This is a genomic window from Streptomyces sp. Je 1-369 (assembly GCF_026810505.1).
Classification (GTDB): domain Bacteria; phylum Actinomycetota; class Actinomycetes; order Streptomycetales; family Streptomycetaceae; genus Streptomyces.
In genome coordinates, this window is record NZ_CP101750.1 from 3,295,647 (window position 1) to 3,316,024 (window position 20,378).

General features: G+C 71.4%; 21 protein-coding genes. 5 read left to right on the top strand and 16 right to left on the bottom strand.

Translation table 11 applies throughout. The features are described 5' to 3' along the window. Window positions 1–73 precede the first annotated feature (73 nt). Window positions 74–1,105: a glycoside hydrolase family 6 protein gene (locus tag NOO62_RS14970; protein WP_268771386.1), complete on the bottom strand. Its 1,032-nt coding sequence runs from the start codon at window positions 1,103–1,105 to the stop codon at window positions 74–76. A 158-nt stretch (window positions 1,106–1,263) separates the two neighbouring features. Between NOO62_RS14970 and NOO62_RS14975 the strand changes: the two genes are divergently transcribed. After that, on the top strand, window positions 1,264–2,028 hold the full coding sequence (locus tag NOO62_RS14975) for a GAF and ANTAR domain-containing protein (protein WP_268771387.1): 765 nt from the start codon (window positions 1,264–1,266) through the stop codon (window positions 2,026–2,028). Between the two features lie 300 nt (window positions 2,029–2,328). On the opposite strand, the gene NOO62_RS14980 is transcribed toward NOO62_RS14975, so the two are convergent. The 12 genes from NOO62_RS14980 to NOO62_RS15035 all read right to left on the bottom strand — a co-directional run bounded on the left by NOO62_RS14980 (window position 2,329) and on the right by NOO62_RS15035 (window position 13,928). Further along, window positions 2,329–3,000: a class F sortase gene (locus NOO62_RS14980; protein WP_268771388.1), complete on the bottom strand. Its 672-nt coding sequence runs from the start codon at window positions 2,998–3,000 to the stop codon at window positions 2,329–2,331. Between the two features lie 16 nt (window positions 3,001–3,016). Next, window positions 3,017–3,541 carry a hypothetical protein gene (locus NOO62_RS14985; protein WP_268771389.1) on the bottom strand — a complete coding sequence of 175 codons (525 nt, stop codon included), beginning with the start codon at window positions 3,539–3,541 and terminating at the stop codon, window positions 3,017–3,019. Between the two features lie 121 nt (window positions 3,542–3,662). Further along, on the bottom strand, window positions 3,663–4,442 hold the full coding sequence (locus tag NOO62_RS14990) for an HAD-IIA family hydrolase (protein ID WP_150184269.1): 780 nt from the start codon (window positions 4,440–4,442) through the stop codon (window positions 3,663–3,665). A gap of 162 nt (window positions 4,443–4,604) precedes the next feature. Then, on the bottom strand, window positions 4,605–5,690 hold the full coding sequence (locus NOO62_RS14995; protein WP_268771390.1) for a 2-aminoethylphosphonate ABC transporter substrate-binding protein: 1,086 nt from the start codon (window positions 5,688–5,690) through the stop codon (window positions 4,605–4,607). 50 nt (window positions 5,691–5,740) lie between these two features. Further along, complete coding sequence (locus tag NOO62_RS15000) at window positions 5,741–6,538, bottom strand: ABC transporter permease (RefSeq protein ID WP_268771391.1); 798 nt, start codon at window positions 6,536–6,538, stop codon at window positions 5,741–5,743. Next, window positions 6,525–7,400, bottom strand: a complete 876-nt coding sequence (locus NOO62_RS15005; protein WP_268771392.1) for a 2-aminoethylphosphonate ABC transporter permease subunit — start codon at window positions 7,398–7,400, stop codon at window positions 6,525–6,527. Before NOO62_RS15005 ends, NOO62_RS15000 begins: the two co-directional genes overlap by 14 nt. Beyond that, window positions 7,393–8,463, bottom strand: coding sequence for an ABC transporter ATP-binding protein (locus NOO62_RS15010; protein WP_268771393.1), 1,071 nt, complete (start codon window positions 8,461–8,463; stop codon window positions 7,393–7,395). The genes NOO62_RS15005 and NOO62_RS15010 overlap by 8 nt, the downstream gene beginning before the upstream one ends. Beyond that, window positions 8,463–9,170: an HAD family hydrolase gene (locus NOO62_RS15015; RefSeq protein ID WP_268775626.1), complete on the bottom strand. Its 708-nt coding sequence runs from the start codon at window positions 9,168–9,170 to the stop codon at window positions 8,463–8,465. Before NOO62_RS15015 ends, NOO62_RS15010 begins: the two co-directional genes overlap by 1 nt. A 35-nt stretch (window positions 9,171–9,205) precedes the next feature. Next, window positions 9,206–10,330 carry a TIGR03364 family FAD-dependent oxidoreductase gene (locus tag NOO62_RS15020; RefSeq protein WP_268771394.1) on the bottom strand — a complete coding sequence of 375 codons (1,125 nt, stop codon included), beginning with the start codon at window positions 10,328–10,330 and terminating at the stop codon, window positions 9,206–9,208. Between the two features lie 145 nt (window positions 10,331–10,475). Then, window positions 10,476–11,255 carry a GntR family transcriptional regulator gene (locus tag NOO62_RS15025; RefSeq protein WP_268771395.1) on the bottom strand — a complete coding sequence of 260 codons (780 nt, stop codon included), beginning with the start codon at window positions 11,253–11,255 and terminating at the stop codon, window positions 10,476–10,478. A 62-nt stretch (window positions 11,256–11,317) separates the two neighbouring features. Next, on the bottom strand, window positions 11,318–12,310 hold the full coding sequence (locus NOO62_RS15030; protein WP_268771396.1) for a hypothetical protein: 993 nt from the start codon (window positions 12,308–12,310) through the stop codon (window positions 11,318–11,320). Window positions 12,311–12,554: 244 nt separating this feature from the next. Continuing rightward, a complete protein-coding gene (locus tag NOO62_RS15035; protein ID WP_414930990.1) occupies window positions 12,555–13,928 on the bottom strand; it encodes an ROK family transcriptional regulator in 1,374 nt (457 codons plus the stop codon). 68 nt (window positions 13,929–13,996) lie between these two features. On the opposite strand from NOO62_RS15035, the gene NOO62_RS15040 reads away from it, so the two are divergent. The 4 genes from NOO62_RS15040 to NOO62_RS15055 all read left to right on the top strand — a co-directional run bounded on the left by NOO62_RS15040 (window position 13,997) and on the right by NOO62_RS15055 (window position 17,025). After that, on the top strand, window positions 13,997–15,100 hold the full coding sequence (locus NOO62_RS15040) for a Gfo/Idh/MocA family oxidoreductase (protein WP_268771398.1): 1,104 nt from the start codon (window positions 13,997–13,999) through the stop codon (window positions 15,098–15,100). Beyond that, a complete protein-coding gene (locus NOO62_RS15045) occupies window positions 15,097–15,594 on the top strand; it encodes a heme-degrading domain-containing protein (protein ID WP_268771399.1) in 498 nt (165 codons plus the stop codon). The genes NOO62_RS15040 and NOO62_RS15045 overlap by 4 nt, the downstream gene beginning before the upstream one ends. Before the next feature lie 104 nt (window positions 15,595–15,698). Beyond that, window positions 15,699–16,571, top strand: coding sequence for a radical SAM protein (locus NOO62_RS15050; protein ID WP_268771400.1), 873 nt, complete (start codon window positions 15,699–15,701; stop codon window positions 16,569–16,571). Window positions 16,572–16,581: 10 nt separating this feature from the next. After that, window positions 16,582–17,025 (top strand): nucleotide triphosphate diphosphatase NUDT15, encoded by a 444-nt coding sequence (locus NOO62_RS15055; protein WP_268771401.1) that lies wholly within the window; start codon window positions 16,582–16,584, stop codon window positions 17,023–17,025. A 9-nt stretch (window positions 17,026–17,034) separates the two neighbouring features. Here the strand turns inward: NOO62_RS15055 and NOO62_RS15060 are convergent, their stop codons facing one another. The 3 genes from NOO62_RS15060 to NOO62_RS15070 form a co-directional block, all read right to left on the bottom strand. Further along, complete coding sequence (locus tag NOO62_RS15060; protein ID WP_268771402.1) at window positions 17,035–18,747, bottom strand: hypothetical protein; 1,713 nt, start codon at window positions 18,745–18,747, stop codon at window positions 17,035–17,037. 43 nt (window positions 18,748–18,790) lie between these two features. Further along, the gene (locus NOO62_RS15065) at window positions 18,791–19,627 is read right to left on the bottom strand and encodes a trypsin-like peptidase domain-containing protein (RefSeq protein ID WP_268771403.1); all 837 of its coding nucleotides are present in this window, start codon (window positions 19,625–19,627) and stop codon (window positions 18,791–18,793) included. 112 nt (window positions 19,628–19,739) lie between these two features. After that, a complete protein-coding gene (locus NOO62_RS15070) occupies window positions 19,740–20,327 on the bottom strand; it encodes a hypothetical protein (protein ID WP_268771404.1) in 588 nt (195 codons plus the stop codon). Window positions 20,328–20,378 lie beyond the last annotated feature (51 nt).

Below are 20,378 nucleotides of genomic sequence, written 5' to 3' on the forward strand. Positions count from 1 at the left end.
TCGGGGCGACCCGACAACGCCGCGAGGGCGCGTGCCGGGCGTCGCGGGGCAGGCGGGACTTCCGACACAGGCCCTAGTGGGAAGCCTCGGCCAGGTCCAACGCGTACTCGGGCCACCACTCGCCCGCCTTCGGGCCGCCCCGGCACGTCCCGTCGGACTCGCCCGGCCGCTTGACCCAGAGGTACGCGTCGACGAGCGGGTCGGACGTCTTCGTCGTGGGCGTCTCGCCGAGCGCCCGCCCCGGCGGGTTGCACCAGGGGTCCTTGCCCTTGTCGTACGGCCCGTTGCCGTTGCGCGCCGTGTCGATGACGAACGGCTTTCCGCCGATCTTCGCCGACAGCTTCTTGCCGAAGTCCGTACTGACCTCGGTGGTCTGGAAGTTGGACACGTTCACCGAGAAGCCGTCGGCCTGCTCGACGCCCGACCGCTTCAGGGGCTCCCAGAGCGAATCGGGGTTCTTCCAGCCCGCGTTGCCCGCGTCCAGGTACACCTTCGTGTTCTTCAGGGACTTGAGCTTGCCGATGGCGCCCTTGAGGAGGTCGTACCGCTCCTCGTGGAACTGCTGGGGCGTGCAGTTGTCGACCAGGTGCAGGACCGCGTCGGGCTCCAGGATCACCGTGGCGTGGCGGTCGCCGATGCCCTTGGCGACCTGGTCGACGAAGGCGCGGTACGCGTTGCCGTCGGCCGCGCCGCCGCCCGAGTACTGGCCGCAGTCGCGGTGCGGGATGTTGTAGAGGACGAGCAGCGCGTCCCGGTCGGCCTTCTCCGCCGCCGCGGTGAACCCGCGCGCCTGGTCCTCCGCGTTCTCCGGGACGAGCCACTCGGCGACCGGCTGCTCGGCGATCTTGCGGATCTGCGCCGCCTCGTCCTTCTTGCCGTCCTCGGCGTACGAGGCGACCTGCTTGGCCGCGTTCCCGTCCGGGTTGACCCAGTACGGGTCCTTGCCCTTGGGCTGCTGCTTGACGGGCGGACTCGACGTGTCGTCCTCCGAGTCACCGCCGGAGGAACACCCGGCGAGGACCAGTGCGGCCCCCGCGAGCGCGGCTCCCGTCCGCATCCCCCTGGCCGCGAGACCATGCCCGCGACCGGTGCCTTTGCGGTACATCCACTCCCCCTCGGGTGCACTGTCCGTTTCTCAATCCTGACACACGTCTTCCCTGCCCACGAGGTCCGCCCGCCCCCGCGCAGAGAGCTGTAGGAGAGCTGTTACAGCGTGCCCCGGCTGGGTAGTCGCAGTCTGCGGGGAGGGGAGGTATATGGGACATGCGGGACCGCGACAGTGAACTGCGGCTTGCGGACGTCCTGGTGAAGACCACGGACACCCTGACCGACGACTTCGACCTCGATCGCTATCTGGAGTGGCTCGCCGACCGTTGCACGGAGCTGGTCGACGCCCGGGGCGTCGGCGTGATGTACACCGGCGGTGACGACGCGGTCCGTATCGTCCCCTGCGGCCGCCAACGGGCGGTAGTGCGGGGGCTGCTGGAGATCCAGTACCTCGGGGGGCCGTGCGTGGAGAGCTTCGGCTCCGGGCAGCCGGTGCCGCCGACGCGGATCTGCCCGGAGGGTGCCGGGGCCCGGTGGCCGCGCTTCGCCGAGCGGGCGGGCGAGCAGGGCGTCGAGGAGACGTACGCGGTGCCGATCCGGCGGGGCGGCACGGTGCTCGGCGTGCTCAACATCTTCCTGGCGGCGGCCGGTGGACGGGGCGGGGTGCCGTCGGAACTCGGGCTGCGGATCGCGCAAACTCTGGCCAATGCCGCGGCCACGGGTCTCCACAACCATCGCACCCACTCCGCCTACCGGGTGCTCTCGGAACAACTCCAGACGGCGCTGGACAGCCGCATTCACGTGGAACAAGCCAAAGGTGTGCTCGCCGAGCGCTGGCAGACCGGCATGGACGAGGCGTTCGAGGCCCTACGGGGTTACGCACGCAGAGAACAGCAGGTCATCGACCTTGTGGCCACCCAGGTGGTCAGGGGGAAGATCGATGAGGAAGAGCTCCGTCGGGGTAGGTCCGCACCTTCCTGATGCAGGGCGCCCCACCTGCGGTGATCACGGAGCGACAGTAATGCGCGACTTGGCGTCATTCTGTCGACATCGCCTCTAGGCCCCCGCGCTCATTCGTTCTAAAGTCGGTTGCACGGCCCAAGCCCCCGGCCTAGTCGACCGTTCCCCAATTCGGGAATGGTCCCCGTACCTCCCGCGCCGGCGCCGGGTTTCTCCCGCAGCTCGTGCGCGCGCGGTCGAGGACCAGCCCGGTCGGCGGCTCCGGGGGGAGCGGGCCGCCGGCCGGGCCGGGTACGGAATGCGAGCACGGGCCATCCGTGGCTACGTGCCGCTCACGCCCGTCAGATAGGCGGAGACGATCACGTTCGCGGTGTAGGTGCGCGCGTTCTTGTCGAAGGTGCCGCCGCAGGTGATGAGGCGCAGCTCCGCGCGGCCGTCCTCGTGCGAGCCGTACGCCGCCTTCGCGTCGAAGCGTTCCCGGGTGACGACCTGGACGTCCTCCACCGTGAACTCGGCGGTCCTGCCGTCGCTGCGGGCCACCTCGATCTTCTCGCCGGGGCGCAGGGTGCTGAGGTCGTAGAAGACGGCGCGTTCGGTCTCCGTGTCGACGTGGCCGACGAAGAGGGCCGCGCCGGAAGCGCCGGGGCGGGTGCCGCCGCCGTACCAGCCGACGGTGCCCGAGTCGGCGAAGGGCGGCGGGTCTATCGCGCCGTCGCGGTCGAGGCCGCGGGCCGCCACGGGGGCCCGTACCTTCAGGGCGGGCACGTCGACGCGCTCGGGCCGTGCGGGTGTCAACGGTTCGTGCGCGGGCGGCAGTTCGATGCCGCCGAGGGGGCGGCCGACCGCGGCCACGTCGCCCGTGGCGGGTGCGGAGAGCCCGCCGCGCAGGCCCGTGATGTCGCTGCCCCAGAGGCAGAGGCCGACCAGGAGGACCGCCCAGGCGACTCCGGTCAGGAGCCGTCCCGGGCCGGAGGCGCGTCCGGTGCCGGACATGATGCCGTTCCGCCCGTCACTCGGAGCGGCGCCGGCGGACGCTGCGGAAGGCCACGGCGACGGCGGCGACCCCGGCGAGGACCAGGCCGATCACGGTGTGCCGGGTGCCGGGCCCCGCCTCGTTCGCCTCCTCGTCGGCCTCCGCGCTCGCGGCCGTGGTGGTCAGCTGGGCGGTGCCGCCGCCACCGGCCCGCACCGGGGAGACCGGCTCCGGGTTGTGCCGCTCGATGCGGACGGTGCCGACGCCCTGGTGCGGGTGGCCGTCACAGGTGACGGTGACGTCGTGCGTACCGGAGATGCCGCGCTTGATCTTGGCGCTGCCGTTGAGCGCGTACTTGTCGCCGTCCCGGCCGGTGAGCTGGGCGTCCCCCTCGAAGGCGCCGGATCCGGCGGTGCCTGTGGTGCCGCTGCACCCCGTCACGCTCACCTCGACGGTGGCGCCGGGCGCGGTACTGGCGGGGGTGATGGTGGCCCGTACGGACCCGTTCTCGTGGGCCTGGGCCGCTCCCGCGGGGAGGACGGCCGCCAGGACGACGGCCACCCCCGCCCCACGGACAGCAAGGGAACATATACGCATCGTGATGAACCTCCACCTACGAGGTTCACCCGCCCGGGCCGCATCCGCATCTCGATGCGCGGCAAAAGGGCGGATCAGACCCGCGTCAGATCCGTTCGACCAGGTCAGCGATGGAGTCCACGACGTTCGACGGCCGGAACGGGTGACGGTCGATGTCCGCGCGGGACGTCAGCCCGGTCAGCACCAGGAACGTCTCCATGCCCGCTTCCAGGCCCGCGAGGACGTCCGTGTCCATGCGGTCGCCGATCATCGCGCTGGTCTCGGAGTGCGCGCCGATCGCGTTCAGGCCTGTCCGCATCATCAGCGGGTTCGGCTTGCCCGCGAAGTACGGGTTCTTGCCGGTCGCCTTGGTGATGAGCGCGGCGACGGCGCCGGTGGCGGGCAGCGGGCCCTCGGTGGAGGGGCCGGTCTCGTCGGGGTTGGTGCAGATGAAGCGGGCGCCGCCGTTGATGAGGCGGACGGCCTTGGTCATGGCCTCGAAGGAATACGTGCGGGTCTCGCCGAGGACCACGTAGTCGGGGTCGTGGTCGGTGAGGACGTACCCGATGTCGTGCAGGGCGGTGGTGAGGCCCGCCTCCCCGATGACGTACGCGGTGCCGCCGGGGCGCTGGTCGTCGAGGAACTTCGCGGTGGCGAGCGCGGACGTCCAGATGTTCTCCACGGGCACGTCGAGACCCATCCGGTTCAGCCGGGCCTGGAGGTCGCGCGCGGTGTAGATGGAGTTGTTCGTCAGGACGAGGAACGGCTTGCCCGACTCGCGCAGCTTCTTGATGAAGGCGTCGGCGCCGGGGATCGGCACTCCCTCGTGGATGAGCACGCCGTCCATGTCGGTGAGCCACGATTCGATGGGCTTGCGCTCTGCCATGCGGTGCACTCCTGCGGTGTACGAGGTGGCTGGGGCGCCGGGACAGCGCTGTGCCGACGCCCACAGCCTAATCAAGCAGCGCCGATCTTGACCCCGTCGATCGTCCAGTACCGGTGGTCGCCCCCGCTGCCGCGGAAACGGACCACCACCACTCGACCCCGGTCAGCTGCCGGTCGCCGACTTCCAGTCCTCCACGTACGACCGGAGGTTCTCGGAGACGTCCGCCCAGTCCGGCTCGAAGACCTCCACGCCGTCGATGATCTTGTCGAGGGCGATGGCGTTCGCGTCGGTGGCCTTGATGTCCTTGCGCGCGGGGAACCCGCCGCCGATCTCGCTGACCTGCCGCTGCGCCTCCCGGCCGAGCAGGAAGTCGAGGAACTTCTTGGCGTTGGCGCTGTGCGGCGCCTTGGTTACGAGTCCGGCCGCGTAGGGCAGCGCGAAGGTGGTGGGCTTGTCCGGGCTCTTCGCGGTCGCCGGGAACCAGATGCCGAGGTTCGGCATGTCCTTGGACTGCGCGTAGTTCATCTGGACATCGCCGTTGGCGGCGAGCAGTTCGCCCTTGTCGACCTTGGGCGCGAGCTTGCCGGTGGAGGCGGAAGGACCGACGTTGTTGCTCTGCAGCTTCTTCAGGTACTCCATCGCCGGTTCCCTGCCGCCGAAGTCGTGCATCGCCTTGATGAGCACGGCGGTGCCGTCGCCCGCGACGCCGGGCGTGGAGTACTGCACCTTGTTCTTGTACGAGCTGTCGGTGAGGTCCTCCCACGTCCGGGGCGCCTTGTCGCCGCCCAGCTCCTTCTTGTTGTAGATGAACCCGAAGTAGTTGTTCACGACGGAGGTCCACTTGCCGTCGGCGTCCTTGCCCGCGCCGTCGACCTGGTCCGACCCCTTGGGCTCGTAGGACTGCAACAGGCCGCGCTCATCGGCCTGCTGGATGAACGGCGGCAGGGTGACGAGGACGTCGGCCTGCGTGTTGGACTTCTCGCGGACGGCGCGCTGCACCATCTCGCCGGAGCCGCCCTCCACGTAGTTGACCTTGATGCCGGTCTCGTTCTCGAAGTCCTTGAAGACCCGGTCGTACCAGCCGTCGCCGTTCTCGCCCTTGAGGCCGTCGGCGCTGTAGACGGTGACGACCTTGTCGTCGGAGGCGGCGGAGCTGCCGCCGCACGCGGTGAGGGATGCGGCGAGGACGAGGCTGCCGGTGACGGCGGCGACCGTGCGGAGGTGCGGGGCGCGGGTGAGGCGGGGCATGGCGTTGTGTACTCCTTGGAGAACCGGGTGGGGCGGGGTCGTGGTCGCGGTCATCGGTAGGAGGCGCGGGTCCGGATGCGGGAGACGGCCAGCAGGACGAGCAGCGTGGCCGCCATCAGGACCACGGCGACAGCGGCGCCGGTGAAGGTGGAGCCGCGGTCGGTGGCCGCGTAGATCCGTACGGGCAGCGGCATCCAGTCCGGCGGGTAGAGCATCATCGTGGCGCTCAACTCCCCCATGGAAAGGGCGAAGCAGAGTCCGGCGGCCGCGTTCAGGGACGGCAGCAGGAGGGGCAGCTTCACCTTCCACAGGACGTACGAGGGCCGGGCGCCGAGCGACGCGGCGGCCTGTTCGTAGGCCGGGTCGAGGCGCGCGATCGCGGCCGACACCGACTGGTGGGCGAAGGCCGTGACGAGGAGGGCGTGGGCGAGGATCACGATCCACCGCGTGCCGTTGAGGATCATCGGCGGCTTGGAGAACGCGACGAGGACGGCGAGCCCGACGACCACGGACGGCACGGCGACGGGCAGCACGAACAGGGCGTCCATGAACCTCTTGCCGCCCCGCTTCAGGGAGGCCGCGGCGAGCGCGGCCCAGGTCCCCACGGCGAGCGCGAGCAGGCTGGCGGCGACGGCGGTGACCAGGCTCGTGGTCAGGGCTCGCAGAGACTCGCCGCGGGTCGCGGACGCGTAGTGCTCGCCGGTGAAGCCGGACGGGAAGGCGCCGGACCAGTGCTCGGAGAACGACGCCATGAGGATGACGAGCAGGGGCAGCGCGAACAGCGGCAGGAAGAGCACGAAGAAGAGGACCCAAACGGCCCACTTGCCCTTGCGGCTATGCACCAACACGACGGCTCACCACCCGGTAGAGGCCGTAGAGGCCCACGGAGATCGCGATGTTGACGACGGCGACGACGCAGGCCGCCGGGTAGTCCGATTCGAGGATCGCCTTGCTGTACACGAGCATCGGGAGGGTCGTGACCCCTTTCGCCCCCGTGAAGAGGACGATCCCGAACTCGTTCAGGCACATGACGAGGACGAGGCTGCCGCCGGCGGCGAGCGCGGGCAGCGCCTCGGGCAGGATGACGCGGCGCACGATGCGGGCGGGCCGGGCGCCGAGGCTGGCGGCGACCTCGATCTGCGCGGTGTCGATCTGTGAGAACGCGGCGAGCAGGGGCCGCATCACGAAGGGCGTGAAGTACGTGATCTCCGCGAGCAGTACGCCCCACGGGGTGGTCAGGAACTGGAACGGCCCCTCGGCGGCGCCGGTCGCGTCCGTCCACACGCCGTTCGCCATGCCCTTCGTCCCGTAGACGAAGAGGAGGGCGAGCGTGATCAGGAAGGACGGGAAGGACAGAAAGACGTCGATGAACTTGGCGACGGCCTTACCGCCCGGGAACGGCACGAAGGCGATGACCAGCGCGAGCGTGAATCCGAGCACGAGACACCCGACGGTGGCCCCGACCGCCAGCCACACGGTGGTCCCGAGCGCCTCCCGGAACGCCTCGGAGGCGAACACGTCGGAGTAGGGCTGAAGGGACGTCCCTCCGGTGTCGGGCCGCACGGACTGCTGGACGACGAGGAAGAGGGGGTAGAGGAAGAAGAGGCCGAGGAGGGCGACGGGGGGAAGGGCCCAGACGAACGAGGGCAGGTCCCGATGTGCCCGCGGTGCCGAAGCGGTTGAACCTTGGCGTACGGCGGGACTACCCATCGGTCACCCCTCCGGCCAGGAGCACCGCGTCCTCGGGGGCGAAGTGCAGGGTGACCGTGGACCCGATGGCGGGCGGATCGCGGAGTTCCCGGAGGTCCGCCTTCACCCGCTCCCCGGCGACATCGACGTACACCCGATGCGTGGCGCCCCGCCATTGGACCTCGGCGACCCGCCCGGTAACGGCGTTGGGCCCCTCCCCGAGGCCGACCAAGTGCGGCCGCACGCAGAGCGTGGCCGTCACCCCGGCGGCCACGCCCCCCGTGTCGACCTTCAGCTCGGTCTCGCCGAGGAACACCCCGTCCGCCGCCACCGTCACCGCGAGGAGGTTCGCGTTGCCGACGAACGACGCGGTGAACTCCGTACGCGGCGCCCGGTACAGCTCCTGCGGCGTCCCGCAGTCCCGAAGCCGTGCCCGGTCCATGACGGCGATGCGGTCGGCGAGGGTGAGCGCCTCGACCTGGTCGTGCGTGACGTACAGGATCGACACGTCCGGCAACTCCCGGTGCAGACGCGCGAGTTCACCCAGCATTCCCGACCGCAGCTGCGCGTCGAGCGCGGACAGCGGCTCGTCGAGCAGCAGGACGTCGGGCCGGATGGCGAGCGCCCGCGCGATGGCGACGCGCTGCTGCTGCCCGCCGGAGAGCTCGCGCGGGTACCGTTCGGCGTACGAGGCCATGCCGACCATGTCGAGCGCTTCGGCGACCCGTACTCCGATGTCCCCCTTGCCCACCTTCGGCGTCTTCCGCGCCTTCCGCGCCCTCAGGCCGAAGGCCACGTTGTCCTTGACCCGCATGTGCGGAAAGAGCGCGTACTGCTGGACGACCATGCCGATGCCCCGCTGGTGCGGCGGCAGGTCCGTGACGTCGCGCTCCCCGAGGAACACCCGCCCGGACACGGGCCGCACGAACCCCGCGACGGCCCGCAGCGCCGTGGTCTTGCCGGACCCGGAGGGCCCGAGCAGGGCCATGACCTCGCCGGGCTCCACGGTCAGGTCGAGGGAGTCGAGGACGGTGTTCCCGTCGTACGCGACGGAGACCCGGTCGAAGCGGATGCCGCTGCCCATCAGCCGCCTCCCCGGAGTACGGCGGGCAGTTCGGCGACGGAGCCGAGTACGTGGGTGGCACCGGCCTCGCGCAGCGCGGCGTCACCGTGGGCGCCGGTGAGCACTCCCGCGACGACGGAGGCGCCGGATCGTACGCCGCTGAGCATGTCGTACGCCGTGTCGCCCGCGACGGCGACGTCCCGCACGCCGTCCACGGCGCCGGTCCGCAGGAAGGCGGCGAGCACCATGTCCGGGTAGGGGCGGCCGCGGCCGCCCGCGTCGGCGGGGCACAGGGTGAGGCCGACCAGCTCCCGCCACCCGAGCGCGTCGAGGATGGCGTCCTGGGTGACGCGGGCGAACCCCGTGGTGAGGACGACGGTGCGGCCGTCGTCCGCGAGCTCCTCGATGGCCTCGCGCGCCCCGGGGAGGGGTGCGATGCGGCCACCGTCGACGAGCGCCCCGTACGCCTTCTCGAAGGCGATGTTCGCCTGCTGCGCGAGCTTCTCCTCGCCGAACAGGTGCCGGAAGACGGAGATCTTGGACTCGCCCATGGTGGCGCGGACGTACTCCAGTTTCGCGGCATGGTCGGCCGAGTCGGGCTCGACGCCGAGCTCGCGCGCGGCGGCGGCGAAGGCCTGCTCGACGAGCCCCCCGTCGGCGACGGTGGTCCCGGCCATGTCGAGCACGACGAGCCCGATACGGCCGCCGTCCGCGCCGGTTCCCTCCATGTCCGTCTTCAACTTCTCCAACTTCTTCAACTACCTCACCATCCCAGCTCGTCGGCGGTCTGCTCGGCGATGGCGGGCGAGCAGGTCATGCCGCGCCCGCCGGGCCCGGTGACCAGCCACACGCCGTCGCGCACCTGCTGCCGGTGCACGACACGGCTCGTGTCGACGCACTGCGCGTACACCCCGGCCCAGCGCCGCCTGATCTTCGGCAGCGGGCGCCCGAGGAAGCCCTCGACGACCTCGGTGAGGTGGTCGTAGGGGTCCTCGACGGTGTCGAAGGCGAAGGGGTGCTCGTACTCGTGGGTGTCGCCGATGGTCAGGCCGCCGTCCGCGCGCTGCACCATGAGCAGCTGCATCTTGTGCGCGGCGGCGGTCGGTGCTTGCGCCTGCCCGGAGTTGAGCGCGTCCAGGGCGTCCGACTTGTACGCCGGGTAGTACCGGAAGCTGTCCGCGTCGGCGACGGAGGTGGTGAGCGGTTCACCGAGGGGCTCCGTCTGCATCATCTGCAGCCGTACGCGGCGTACGGGCAGGTCGGGCCCCGCGAGTTCACGGACGAGCCCGCCGAGCCAGGCGCCGGTGGCGAGGACGACGGCGTCGCCGGTGTGCACGTCGCCGTGGTCGTCGCGCACGGCGCTCTCACCGACGACGTCGCGGACTTCACGGCCGGGCAGGAAGGTGTACCGGGGCGAAGCCAACAGCGCCTCCCGCAACCTCAGTTGGGCGGTGCGCGGCTCGACGGCCGCGTCCCGCTCGCACCACAGCGCTCCGCTGAAGTCGCCCCGCAGGGCCGGGTTGTGGGCCCGCGCTTCGTCGGCGGTCAGCAGCTTGTACCCGCGGGCGGCCGCGTCCGGGCGGGCGAGGGCCGCCTCGGCGACGGCGTGCTCGCGGTCGTTGCGGACGAGGGTGAGGGAGCCGTTGGCCCGGAAGCCGAGGCCGGGGACGCGTGCGCCGATGCCCTCCCACAGCTCGCGGGCGCGCAGGGCGGTGTCGAGCTCTTCGCCGCCCGCCCGGCCGCTCACCCATATCTGCCCGAAGTTGCGCAGCGACGCGCCCCGGGCCTCGCTCTCCCGCTCGATCTGTACGACCTCGTGGCCGCGGTCCAGTGCGTGCCAGGCGTGCATGGTTCCCACCACGCCGGCTCCTACGACGATGACTCTCACGGCGGCAACGCTGCTGGGGGCCGGTGACCCGGACGGGGCGGACGGGCAACGGGACAGTGAACGGCCACCCAAGCTTGGACTAGACCCGTTATGTTCCCGTGACATAGCGACCCGGGTGCGGAGGCGGGCGGGGGCGTGCGGTGGTTCAGCCGAGGTGCGTGGTGAAGGAGAACCGGTCCCCGCGATAGAGAGTGCGTACGCGTTCGAGCGGTCGGCGGTCCGTGTCCCGGGAGAGCCGGTGGATCAGCAGCATGGGCAGCGCGGGCGGCGTCCCGATGAGGAGAGCCTCGCGGGGGGTGGCGAGGACCGTTTCGATCCGCTCGTCGGCGTCGCCGAAGGAGATGCCGAGGCGGTCGCGCAGGTACGCGTAGAAGGACGAGTCGGGTTCGAAGTCGACGTCGAGGCGGGGCACGCGGGCCACGGAGACGTAGGTGCTCTCCAGGCCGACCCGCTCGTCGTCGGCGAGCAGCACGCGCTCCATGTGCCATACGGGCGCGCCGGGTTCGGCACCGATCTCGGCGGCGAGCGGGGTGGGGCAGGGGAAGCGGTCGAGGGAGATGAGGTTGCGTCCCGGCGTACGTCCTTGCCTGCGCACGCCTTCCGTGTAACTCGCCAGCGACAGCGGCTGCTCCAGCTTGGGGCCCGCGACGACGGTGCCGCGGCCCTGCCTGCGGAGCCGCCCCTCCAGGAGCAGTTCGCGCAACGCCTGCCGCACGGTCTCCCGCGCCACTTCGTACCGCTCGGCGAGATCCCGTTCGGTGGGCAGCGTCTGCCCGTCCCCCAACTCCTCGACGAGCCCCGCGATCCTGGCCTTCACGGCGTAGTACTTCGGGATGCGCCCGTGCTCGGGAATGCCGGACCGGATGGGCGCGCCGGGAGCCTGCGTGAGCAGGTGGGCGGGGGGCTCGGGGCTGAGGTTGTCCACCCGGGGATGTTCGCAGACGTACGTGAACGGGTGGGTGAACGCGGGATGGCGGGGGCCCCGCCTCACCGCTTCCCCGCGCGCAGGCGCCGCGTCCCCACGGCGAGGGCGCCGAGGCCGAGGAGGGCGGCCCCGGCGGCGATGCCGGTGCCCAGCGGGGTACCGGCCCCCGTCTCGGCGAGCTCCTGGAGCCGTCCGGCGGAGGGGGCCGCGGAGGGGACGACCGTGCCTTCGGGCGCGATGTCGAAGGGGTAGTCGTTTGAGGCGCCGACCCAGTCGCCGTCGTCGTCCCTGCGCTGGACGAGCGCGGCGGACGCGACCACGTGGTTGGTCCCGGTGTCGGCGGCGAAGGAGAGGCGGACCTTGACGGAGACGGTACGGCCGGGCCCGACGGTGAACCCGGGGGACCCGTCGCCGAAGACGCCGATGTTCTCCCCCTGCGCGGTCCTCTGCATCCGGACGCCCCGCTGCCGCTCCCCGTCCCCGAACTCCACCCGCACGTGCTGGGGCTTCAACGTCCGCTCCTGGTCGACGAGGACGAGGATCGGGTGGATGTTCCCGCAAGTCTCGTCGGTCGAGTTGGTGAGCTCAAGCATCCAGCTCCGCGGCTCCCCGCCGGGCGCGTAGACGCCGGGGCCGGGGTGGATGCGGGTGACGAGGGGGAAGGCCGCGGCTTCCGCTGAGGCGCAGGTGGGGTGGTCGGGGGCGGCGGGGGCGGGGAGGGCCGCGTGAGGGGCGGCGCGGGGGGTGAAGGCCGCGACGGCGGCGCGCGGAGCCCGGTCGGCCACGACGGCGGCGCGCGAGGCCCGGTCGGCCACGACGGCGGCGCGCGAGGCCCGGTCGGCCGCGACGACGGCGCAGGGCGGTGCCGCCGACGTGCCCTTCGGCCATGCGCGGGCAACCGCCATCCCGCCCGGCACCCCCGCCCCACACACCCTTCCGCGGCCCCACACCCCACCCTCATCAGCCACGTCGGGCACCCTGGCAGCGGCGGTGGGCGCCAGGGCGGCGACCGTGGCGGTGAGGCCGATGAGGACGAGGGAACTCCGGAAGCGCATGCGGGACCTTTGCTGAGCGGGTGCCGGCAGCGGGGCGGGGCGGGGGACCGGCACCGGGGCGGGGTTCGGGCGGGGGCGAGAGCGGGACCGTGGGGTGGTCGGAGCGGTCGGAGTGGGGCTGTTGTCCGGGACTGAGACCCTGTCACGCTCCCTCGCCCGGGCCGCCTCGCCACCGCCCGTTAGGCCCGATCGGCCCGCCGTAGTCCCCTCAATCAGGCGAGATTCCCCGCTCAGCGGATTGCGCTCAGCCCCGACCACCGCGGCGGGCGGGAAACGCCACGTCCGCGCGGCCGAAGACGGGCGCGAGAACGAGCTGAGCCGCGCCCTCCGCGACCGCGCGTTCCCCTCCGGGGGCGAGACTCACGGGCACGGAAACGGGACCGGAAACGGGGCCGGAAAGGGGGCCGGAAAGGGGGCCGGAACCCGGACCGGAAGCGGGATCAGGAACCGCCCCCGACCGGGAAGCCACCGCGTCTCCGTCTCCGTCTCCGCCCCCACGCCGAACGCGTTCCCCCACGACCGCCCCCACCCCCCGTACGAAAACATCCCCCGCCGCGAACACCGTCCTCCCCCCGAGCAGCACGCGGTCGATGTCGAGCAGCCCGACAAGGTTCCCCGCGGCCGTGCCCAGCACCCGCGCCGCCTCCTCGAACTCGCCCCGCGCGACCGCAGCGAGGCAGAGCGCCTCGACGCACCCCCGGTCCCCGCACTCGCAGCGAGGCCCGTCCAACTGCACGACCTGGTGGCCGAACTCCCCCGCCCCCGTACGCGCCCCGCGGTGGACAGCCCCGCCGAGCACGAGCCCGGCGCCGAGCCCCGTGCCCAGATGGACGTACGCGAAGGAGTCCGCGACGCCCGCCAGCGCGAGGCCGAGCGCGGCGGCGTTGGTGTCCTTGTCGACCGTGACGGGCAGCCCGAGCCGTTCCGCGAGCGCGTCCCGCAACGGGAACCCGTCCCACTCCGGAAACCCGGTCACCCGGTGCAGCACGCCCTCCGCGTGATCGAGCGGCCCGGGCAGAGCGACCCCGACCCCGGAAACCGCCCACGCACCCCCGCCACCACCCGCCCCTTCGCCACGCGCCGCCGCACCCCCGCCACCACCCTCCGCCCCCTCATCACGCGCCGCCGCACCCAACAGCCCCCGAACCTCCCCCACCGCCACCTCCACCACGGCCCGCGCCCCCGCGCCGAAGGCGAGCGGGGCGCGGCGTTCCGCGACGACCGTGCCGGTCAGGTCGACGAGGACCGCCGTCAGCTCGTCGCGGTCGAGGTGGAGGCCGACCGCGTGGCCCGCGCCGGGCACGAGGCGCAGCACCGTGCGCGGCTTGCCGCCCGTCGACGCGCGGCGCCCCGCCTCCGCCGCCAACCCCTCCGCCCGCAGCCGCGCCGTGATCTTGCTGACCGCCTGCGGCGTGAGCCCCGTGCGCTCGGCGAGCTCCAGGCGGCTGATGCCGGTCTCGCCCGCGGCGCGCAGCAGATCGAGCACGAGCGCCGCGTTGTGCCCGCGCAGCACCGGCAGGTTCACGCCTGAGTGGCCCGCGTGGCCTGCCTGGCCTGCCTGGCCTGCCTGGCCCGCGTGGCCAAAGCTGCCCGAGTTGCTTGAGTTATCCCTGTGCACGTACGACTTCACGCCCCCATTGTCCCGCCCGCTTGCACTTTGGCAACACCGTTGCTTAAGTGGAGCGCATGACTGATACAGGCTCCTCGCGCCCCTCCCCGGGCTCCCCGCTCCGCGTCGGCCTCATCGGATACGGCCTCGCGGGCTCCGTCTTCCACGCCCCGCTGATCGCCGCCACCGAGGGCCTCGTCCTCGACACGGTCGTGACGTCGAACCCCGAGCGGCAGGCACAGGCCCGCGCCGAGTTCGGCGACGACCTGCGCTGCGCGGCCTCCGCCGACGAGCTGTGGGGCCGGGCGGACGAGCTCGACCTGATCGTCATCGCCGCACCCAACAAGACCCACGTCTCCCTCGCGACCGCGGCGCTCAAGGCGGGCCTCCCGGCCGTCGTGGACAAGCCGATCGCCGGCACCGCGGCCGAGGCCCGCGAGCTCGCGGCCCTCGCCGACGAGCGCGGGCTGCTCCTGTCCGTCTTCCAGAACCGCCGCTGGGACAACGACTTCCGTACGCTGCGCAAGCTGCTCGCCGACGGTGAGCTCGGCGACGTATGGCGCTTCGAGTCCCGTTTCGAGCGTTGGCGGCCGCAGCCGAAGGGCGGCTGGCGCGAGTCCGGCGACCCGGAGGAGATCGGCGGCCTGCTCTACGACCTGGGCAGCCACGTCGTCGACCAGGCCCTCGTCCTGTTCGGCCCCGCGGTGAGCGTGTACGCGGAGTCGGACGTCCGCCGCCCGGGCGCGGAGGCCGACGACGACACGTTCCTCGCCCTCACGCACGCGAACGGCGTCCGCTCGCACCTGTACGTCAGCGCGACGACCGCGCAGCTCGGCCCGCGCTTCCGCGTGCTCGGCTCCCAGGCCGGTTACGTGAAGTACGGCCTCGACCCGCAGGAGGCCGCCCTCCGCGACGGCAAGCGCCCGGCGACCGAGACCCCGTGGGGCGTGGAGGCGGAGTCGATGTGGGGCCGGGTCGGTTCCGGCGAGTCCCCGCTGACCGGCGGCGGCCGCCCCACGCCGACCCTGCCGGGCGACTACCCCGCGTACTACGCGGCGGTGGCCGCGGCCCTGCGCGGCGAGGGCGAGAACCCCGTCTCCGCGCACGAGGCGGCGGCTGCCCTGGACGTCCTGGAGGCGGCACGCCGCTCGGCCCGCGACGGTGTGACGGTGACGCTGTGAGCACTCCTCCCACCCCTCCTCCCGCCCCCGCGAACGCCCCCTCCATCGACGAGCTGGAGGCCCAGGAACGCCGCCTGGTCCTCCCCCACTTCACGTACGACGACGCGTGGACCCTCGGCACGCTCCTGGTGGACCTCGCCCGCGAGCGCGGCGCCCCCGTCGCGATCGACATCCACCGCGGCGGCCAGCAGCTCTTCCACGCGGCGCTCCCCGGCTCGACCCCGGACAACGACGCCTGGATCTCCCGCAAACGTCGCGTCGTGGAGCGCTACGGCTGCTCCTCCCTCCTGGTCGGCTCCCGCTTCCGCGCCAAGGGCACGACCTTCGAGGACGCCTCCCGCCTCGACCTCGACGCGTACGCGGCCCACGGCGGCGCGTTCCCGATCGCGGTCGAGGGCGCGGGGGTGATCGGCGCGGTGGTGGTGTCGGGGCTGCCGCAGGTGAAGGACCATGCGTTGGTGGTCGAGGCGCTGGAGCGCTTTCTCGCAACCTGAATGTGAATTAGTTCAGCGCATCGAGTGAACTAAATCCGCCGGAACGGTTTAAAGCGCCCTATGGATTTCCCTGACGGTCTCCATAGGGTCCCTAATTCCGTACCATGCAGCTGCCCGCATTCGTGGATCTACGCCCCATCGGCCGCTGCAATCTCAGCTGCCCCTTCTGTTTTGGACCGCGTCACGAGGTCCCTTCCATGTCATGGGACACAGCTCGGAACGTGGTCGACGTCCTACGGGGCGGCGGGGTGCAGGGTGTCGTCATCTCCGGTGGTGAACCGACCCTGCTCCCCTACCTTCCCGACCTCGTAGGGGCGCTGCGGAAGCCCTTCGACGACGGGCGGCCCGCCCCCCGCGTCGTCCTCAGCACCAACGGCCTCGCACCCCAGAAGGCCATGGATCGCGTCCTGCCCCACCTCTCCTGGATCGCCCTGCCCCTGGAGTCCGCGGACCGCAAGGAGCACGGTCTCCTCCGCACCGGCAGCCCCGCACCGCACCGCGACCGGGTGCTCGGCCTGCTCGGTGAGGTGCGCAAGAACCACGAGCACGTCCGGGTGAAGCTGGGCACCGTCGTCACCCGCCTCAACGTCGAGGGCGCCCCGCGGGTCCTCGACCTGATCGAGGACGCGTCCCTGCCCGACGTCTGGAAGGTCTACCAGATGTCCGAGACCAACTACGGGGCGGACAACCGGGACTGGCTCGCCCTCGGCGACGAGGAGTTCGAGGACGTCGTGAGCGCGTGCGAGGAGGCCGCGCGGCAGCGCGGCGTGACCCTGCGGGTGTACAGGAACTCCACCCGTACCGGCAGTTACTTCTTCATCGACCCGGACTGCGGGATCGTCGTCGTCGACGAGGGTGAGGAACGCAGAATCGGGAACCTTTTCGAAAAGCTGGCGGACGACACGCTCCGGCCCGCCGAACTGCTCACCCCAGCCAGGAACGTGGAGAACTTCGCCGGCACCTACCCGGACCCGTGAGGAGCTCCCGATGACGACGCATGTACGTGTGGGTGTGCAGGCAATCGTCCGCCGCGACGGCGGAGGCGGGGGTGGCGCCGTCGGCGACATCCTGCTCGGTCTGCGGACCAACTGCTTCGGCGCGGGCTCCTGGGGCCTGCCCGGCGGCCACCTCGAACTGGGCGAGACCCTGAAGCAGGCCGCCCGCAGGGAGCTCGCCGAGGAGACCGGCATCGAAGCCCTCGACCTGCGCGTCGCCTGCCTCACCGACCCCGCCCCCGCGGCCAACCACCACATGCAGGTCGGCGTCGAAGTCCTCGACTACGCGGGCGACATCCGCCTGCGCGAACCCGACCGCTGCCTGCGCTGGCAGTTCTGGCCCCTGGACGGGCTGCCCGCGCCGCTCTTCGTCGGCTCGGAGGGCGTTCTGATGAGCGTCAGGCGCGGCGCCCTGCACGTGCCCCTGGTCGGCTGACGACGTCACTCACTCCGTGCTCTTGCACCACCGGTCATCGGACTGCGTCGTCATCAGCGCGCGCAGCCTTTCCTTGTGCTTCTCCTCGTGCATGCCGAACTGCTCCCAGGTACTGGTCAGTTCCCACTGCGTACGGAATGCCGCAAGGCTGTCCTCGTAATACTTGCTGTCCTTGAGGAACTGGTGCTCGAACACGCTCAGGCCCCTGCGGGTGCGCTGCAACGGGTTCATGGTGATGTACGGCTCGAAGAAGCCCGCTTCCGAGGTGAGCAGCGTCGACCCCGAGATGTCGGTGGGGGTCAGCTTCAGTTCGATGTGGTCGGGGAATCGGCCGCGCAGGTCCACGTACGAATGGATCACCGGCAGGAACGTCTCCTGGTAATACGTGCTGGCCCGCACCCGGTCCACGATGTTCTGGTGGCTCACCGGTTCGGAGTCCGCGCCGTGCTGCATGAAGATCGCGAGGTTGTTCCAAGGACTGCTCAGAATCACATGAAAGTACGTGCCCCGCTCCAGGGCGCGGTGGATCTGCCAGTAGAAGATGTCCAAGTCGGCCAGAAAGTAAGAGGCGCCCGCGTGTGCCGTCAGCCGGATCACGTTCCGCTCCGCGTCGATCGCCTTCTTCTTCGCGGTGTTGCGGACGTCGTTCTCCTGCGGCGTGTACGTGCGGTCGATGCGGTACGGGAGGTCGTCCGACTGCACCGTCGCGGCCCGCAGGTGCGCCAGCGCCTCCCGTATCGCGAGGGTCTGCGCGTGCTCCCTGCCGAGGGCCTCCACGGCCATCTCCTCGGCCGATTCGAGCAGCGACACCGCCCGCCGTCTGCGCAGCAGACTTCCCGAACCGCCGCTCGCCGCCTCGAACTCGGCGACGGCGAGGGCCGCCTGGGCCACGATCGTCTCGCGGTGGGTCGCCCCGAGGAACGCCGACGCGTTGAGATGCACGATCTCCAGCTCGCTCAGCTGCCGCTCGCTGACCTCCACGTCGTGACCGGCCGCGGCCGCCTCGAACTTCGCCGTGGCCAGCGCGCGCCGCGCGGCGATGGCCGCCGGATGGTCACCGCCCTTGAGCGCGATGGAGTGCTCCGCGGACCGGTCGAACTTCTGCAGGGTGTCGAAAATTCGGTCCAGGTCGCGGTCGGCCTCGCCCCTGGCGACCTCCAGGCGCACCAAGTCCGCCGTCAGGCGCGCGTCGGGGTCGTCGCCCGGCCGCGTGTCCATCTCCTCCAGCGCCTTGTCGGCCCAGAACCCGGCGTCTCCCAGGTCGCCCTTGCGCAGGCTGACGGCTCCCAGGTTGGCGAGGATCCGGCCGCGTTCGGGAACGTGGCTGCCGCGCTCGGCCCGGCTCAGCGCGCGGCACAGGACGAGCCGTGACCGCTCGAGGTCGCCGTGCTCGGCGAGCAGGGCCCCCAGCTCGTTCCAGACGGCCGCCGCGTACACCTCGCGGTCCGCCTCCACGATCTCCATGTGCCGCAGCGTCATGTCGGCCACGGACAGGGACAGGGACTTCATGCCGAGGGCGCAGAGCAGCTTGGCGAGGTGGATGAGCTGTCCAGCGCGTAACTGCTGGTACTTGTCGGCTGGATCGGGCCTGCGGACGTGCTTCACGTAGGCCGCGAGGCGGCTCCTGTCCCGGGGGCGTGACGCTGTGGGCGCCGAGTGCATCTCTTCGAGAAGCATCTCCTCGGCGACGGCTATGGCGTCGTCCAGGTACTGCGTCGTCATGGTCCCTCCCGGGAGGTCGCCGGCCCACTGCCGGTGTGCTGGGTCAGCGGCGTATCCAGTGCACGGACACCACGGAGTCCTGCCCCGACTTCTTCAGCGCGTCGGCCACGGCGGCGTTGATCCGCAGTTTCTGTTCCGTCTCGCTCGCCTCCACCGAGTAGGGCCGCACGGAGAGCGGCCACTGGTCCCTCGCCAGATCCTCGACCCGGAACCGGAACCGGTCGAACTGTCTGACGGCCTCGCGGATCGTCCCGGCGAAGACCGTGTCCCCCGCCGTGCCCGCGTCCGCGCGCCGCTCGACGATGAGGCCCAGGACCGCCGTCGGGCGGTACGGGTCGCCGCGTTCCACCGGGCTGCCCGCGAACTTCGTGTAGTCGTCCATGCCCGCGTGGCAGTTGAGCCGCAGCGCGCAGATCTTCACGCCCTTCTGCGGGTCCCCGTACTCGTACGAGACGTCGGCCACGCTGCCGGTCAGTACGTCGTCGGTGTCGGGCGGCTGGTGCGTCGCCTTCCACACCTCGTCCTGCCGGGCGTCGTCGAAGCAGACTCCGGGGAGGCGGACGTCCTCGCCCTCGGCGAAGGTGAGGTTGAGGAGCGCGAGGTCCGAGCGCCGGTCGTAGTCCAGGACCTGCCCCATGACCTGCTTGCCGTCGGACAGGCGGAGCATGACCAGGTCGAGCCCTTTGAGTTCGCGGGCCTTGAGGCAGTGCGCGGCGGTGAGGGCGAACTCGCGGGTGAGCCGCACGCCCGAGCCGCGCCGGCAGCTGTCGCCCTGCCCCAGACCTTCGTCCTGTCGGCAGTCGGCTCCGCGACGGCATTCGACTCCCTGCCGACAGCCGCCTCGGAAGATCTCGATGAAGTGCTCGTCGTACACCACCACGGGCCAGCCCCCCGTCCGGACCCTGAGCGAACCCCCGATTTCGCCCGGAAGACGCCATGGTAACCAGAATTGGTTGCCGGGGAATGGGCCCGTGGCACATCTCAGGGAATATTCAGCCGGGGGTAATCGTGCGCGCTCTGCGGAGTTTGAGGAACCTCGAACGCTTCAGCCGCGCCAGCCACTTCTGCCCCATCGAGATCCGTTCGGGATGAATCTCCGCCCGCAGCAGCACGAGAAGCCGGTGATCGGCTTTTCTTGATTTCTTCACGGCCTTCTTGAACTCGACCCAGTACGGGTCGTTGTCGCTGATCCGCGGATTGTTCTCCCGCTGGGTGTGCCACGTCCCCCAGGCCAGTTTCCATCGCCGCCGGGCCGCGAAGGCGCGCTTGCAGGCGGCGAGGAGCGCGTCGCTGCCGTATATCTCCAGGCGGGCGAGGAGCGGGGACATGTCGTCGGCGGGGACCGTCGCGCCGGGCGGGCGTTCGGGGAAGGCGCCGGTCCTGCGGACCGTCTCCCTGAGGTCCGCCATCCGCCGGACGGCGATCATGACTTCGTCGTAGACGGCCATACGCCGGTCCCACACGCGGTTCTCGTGCTCGCGTCTGGTCGTGGCCCGCTGGATGAGCCACGCGCTGGAGAACGTGGCCAGGGCGCCGAACGCCGTGCCGGTGAGTGCCGCTACGGCCGGAGTCAGTCCCATGGCGTCATCCCCATGGCGTCATGATGACGCGCGGACGCCCCCGGCGAACCG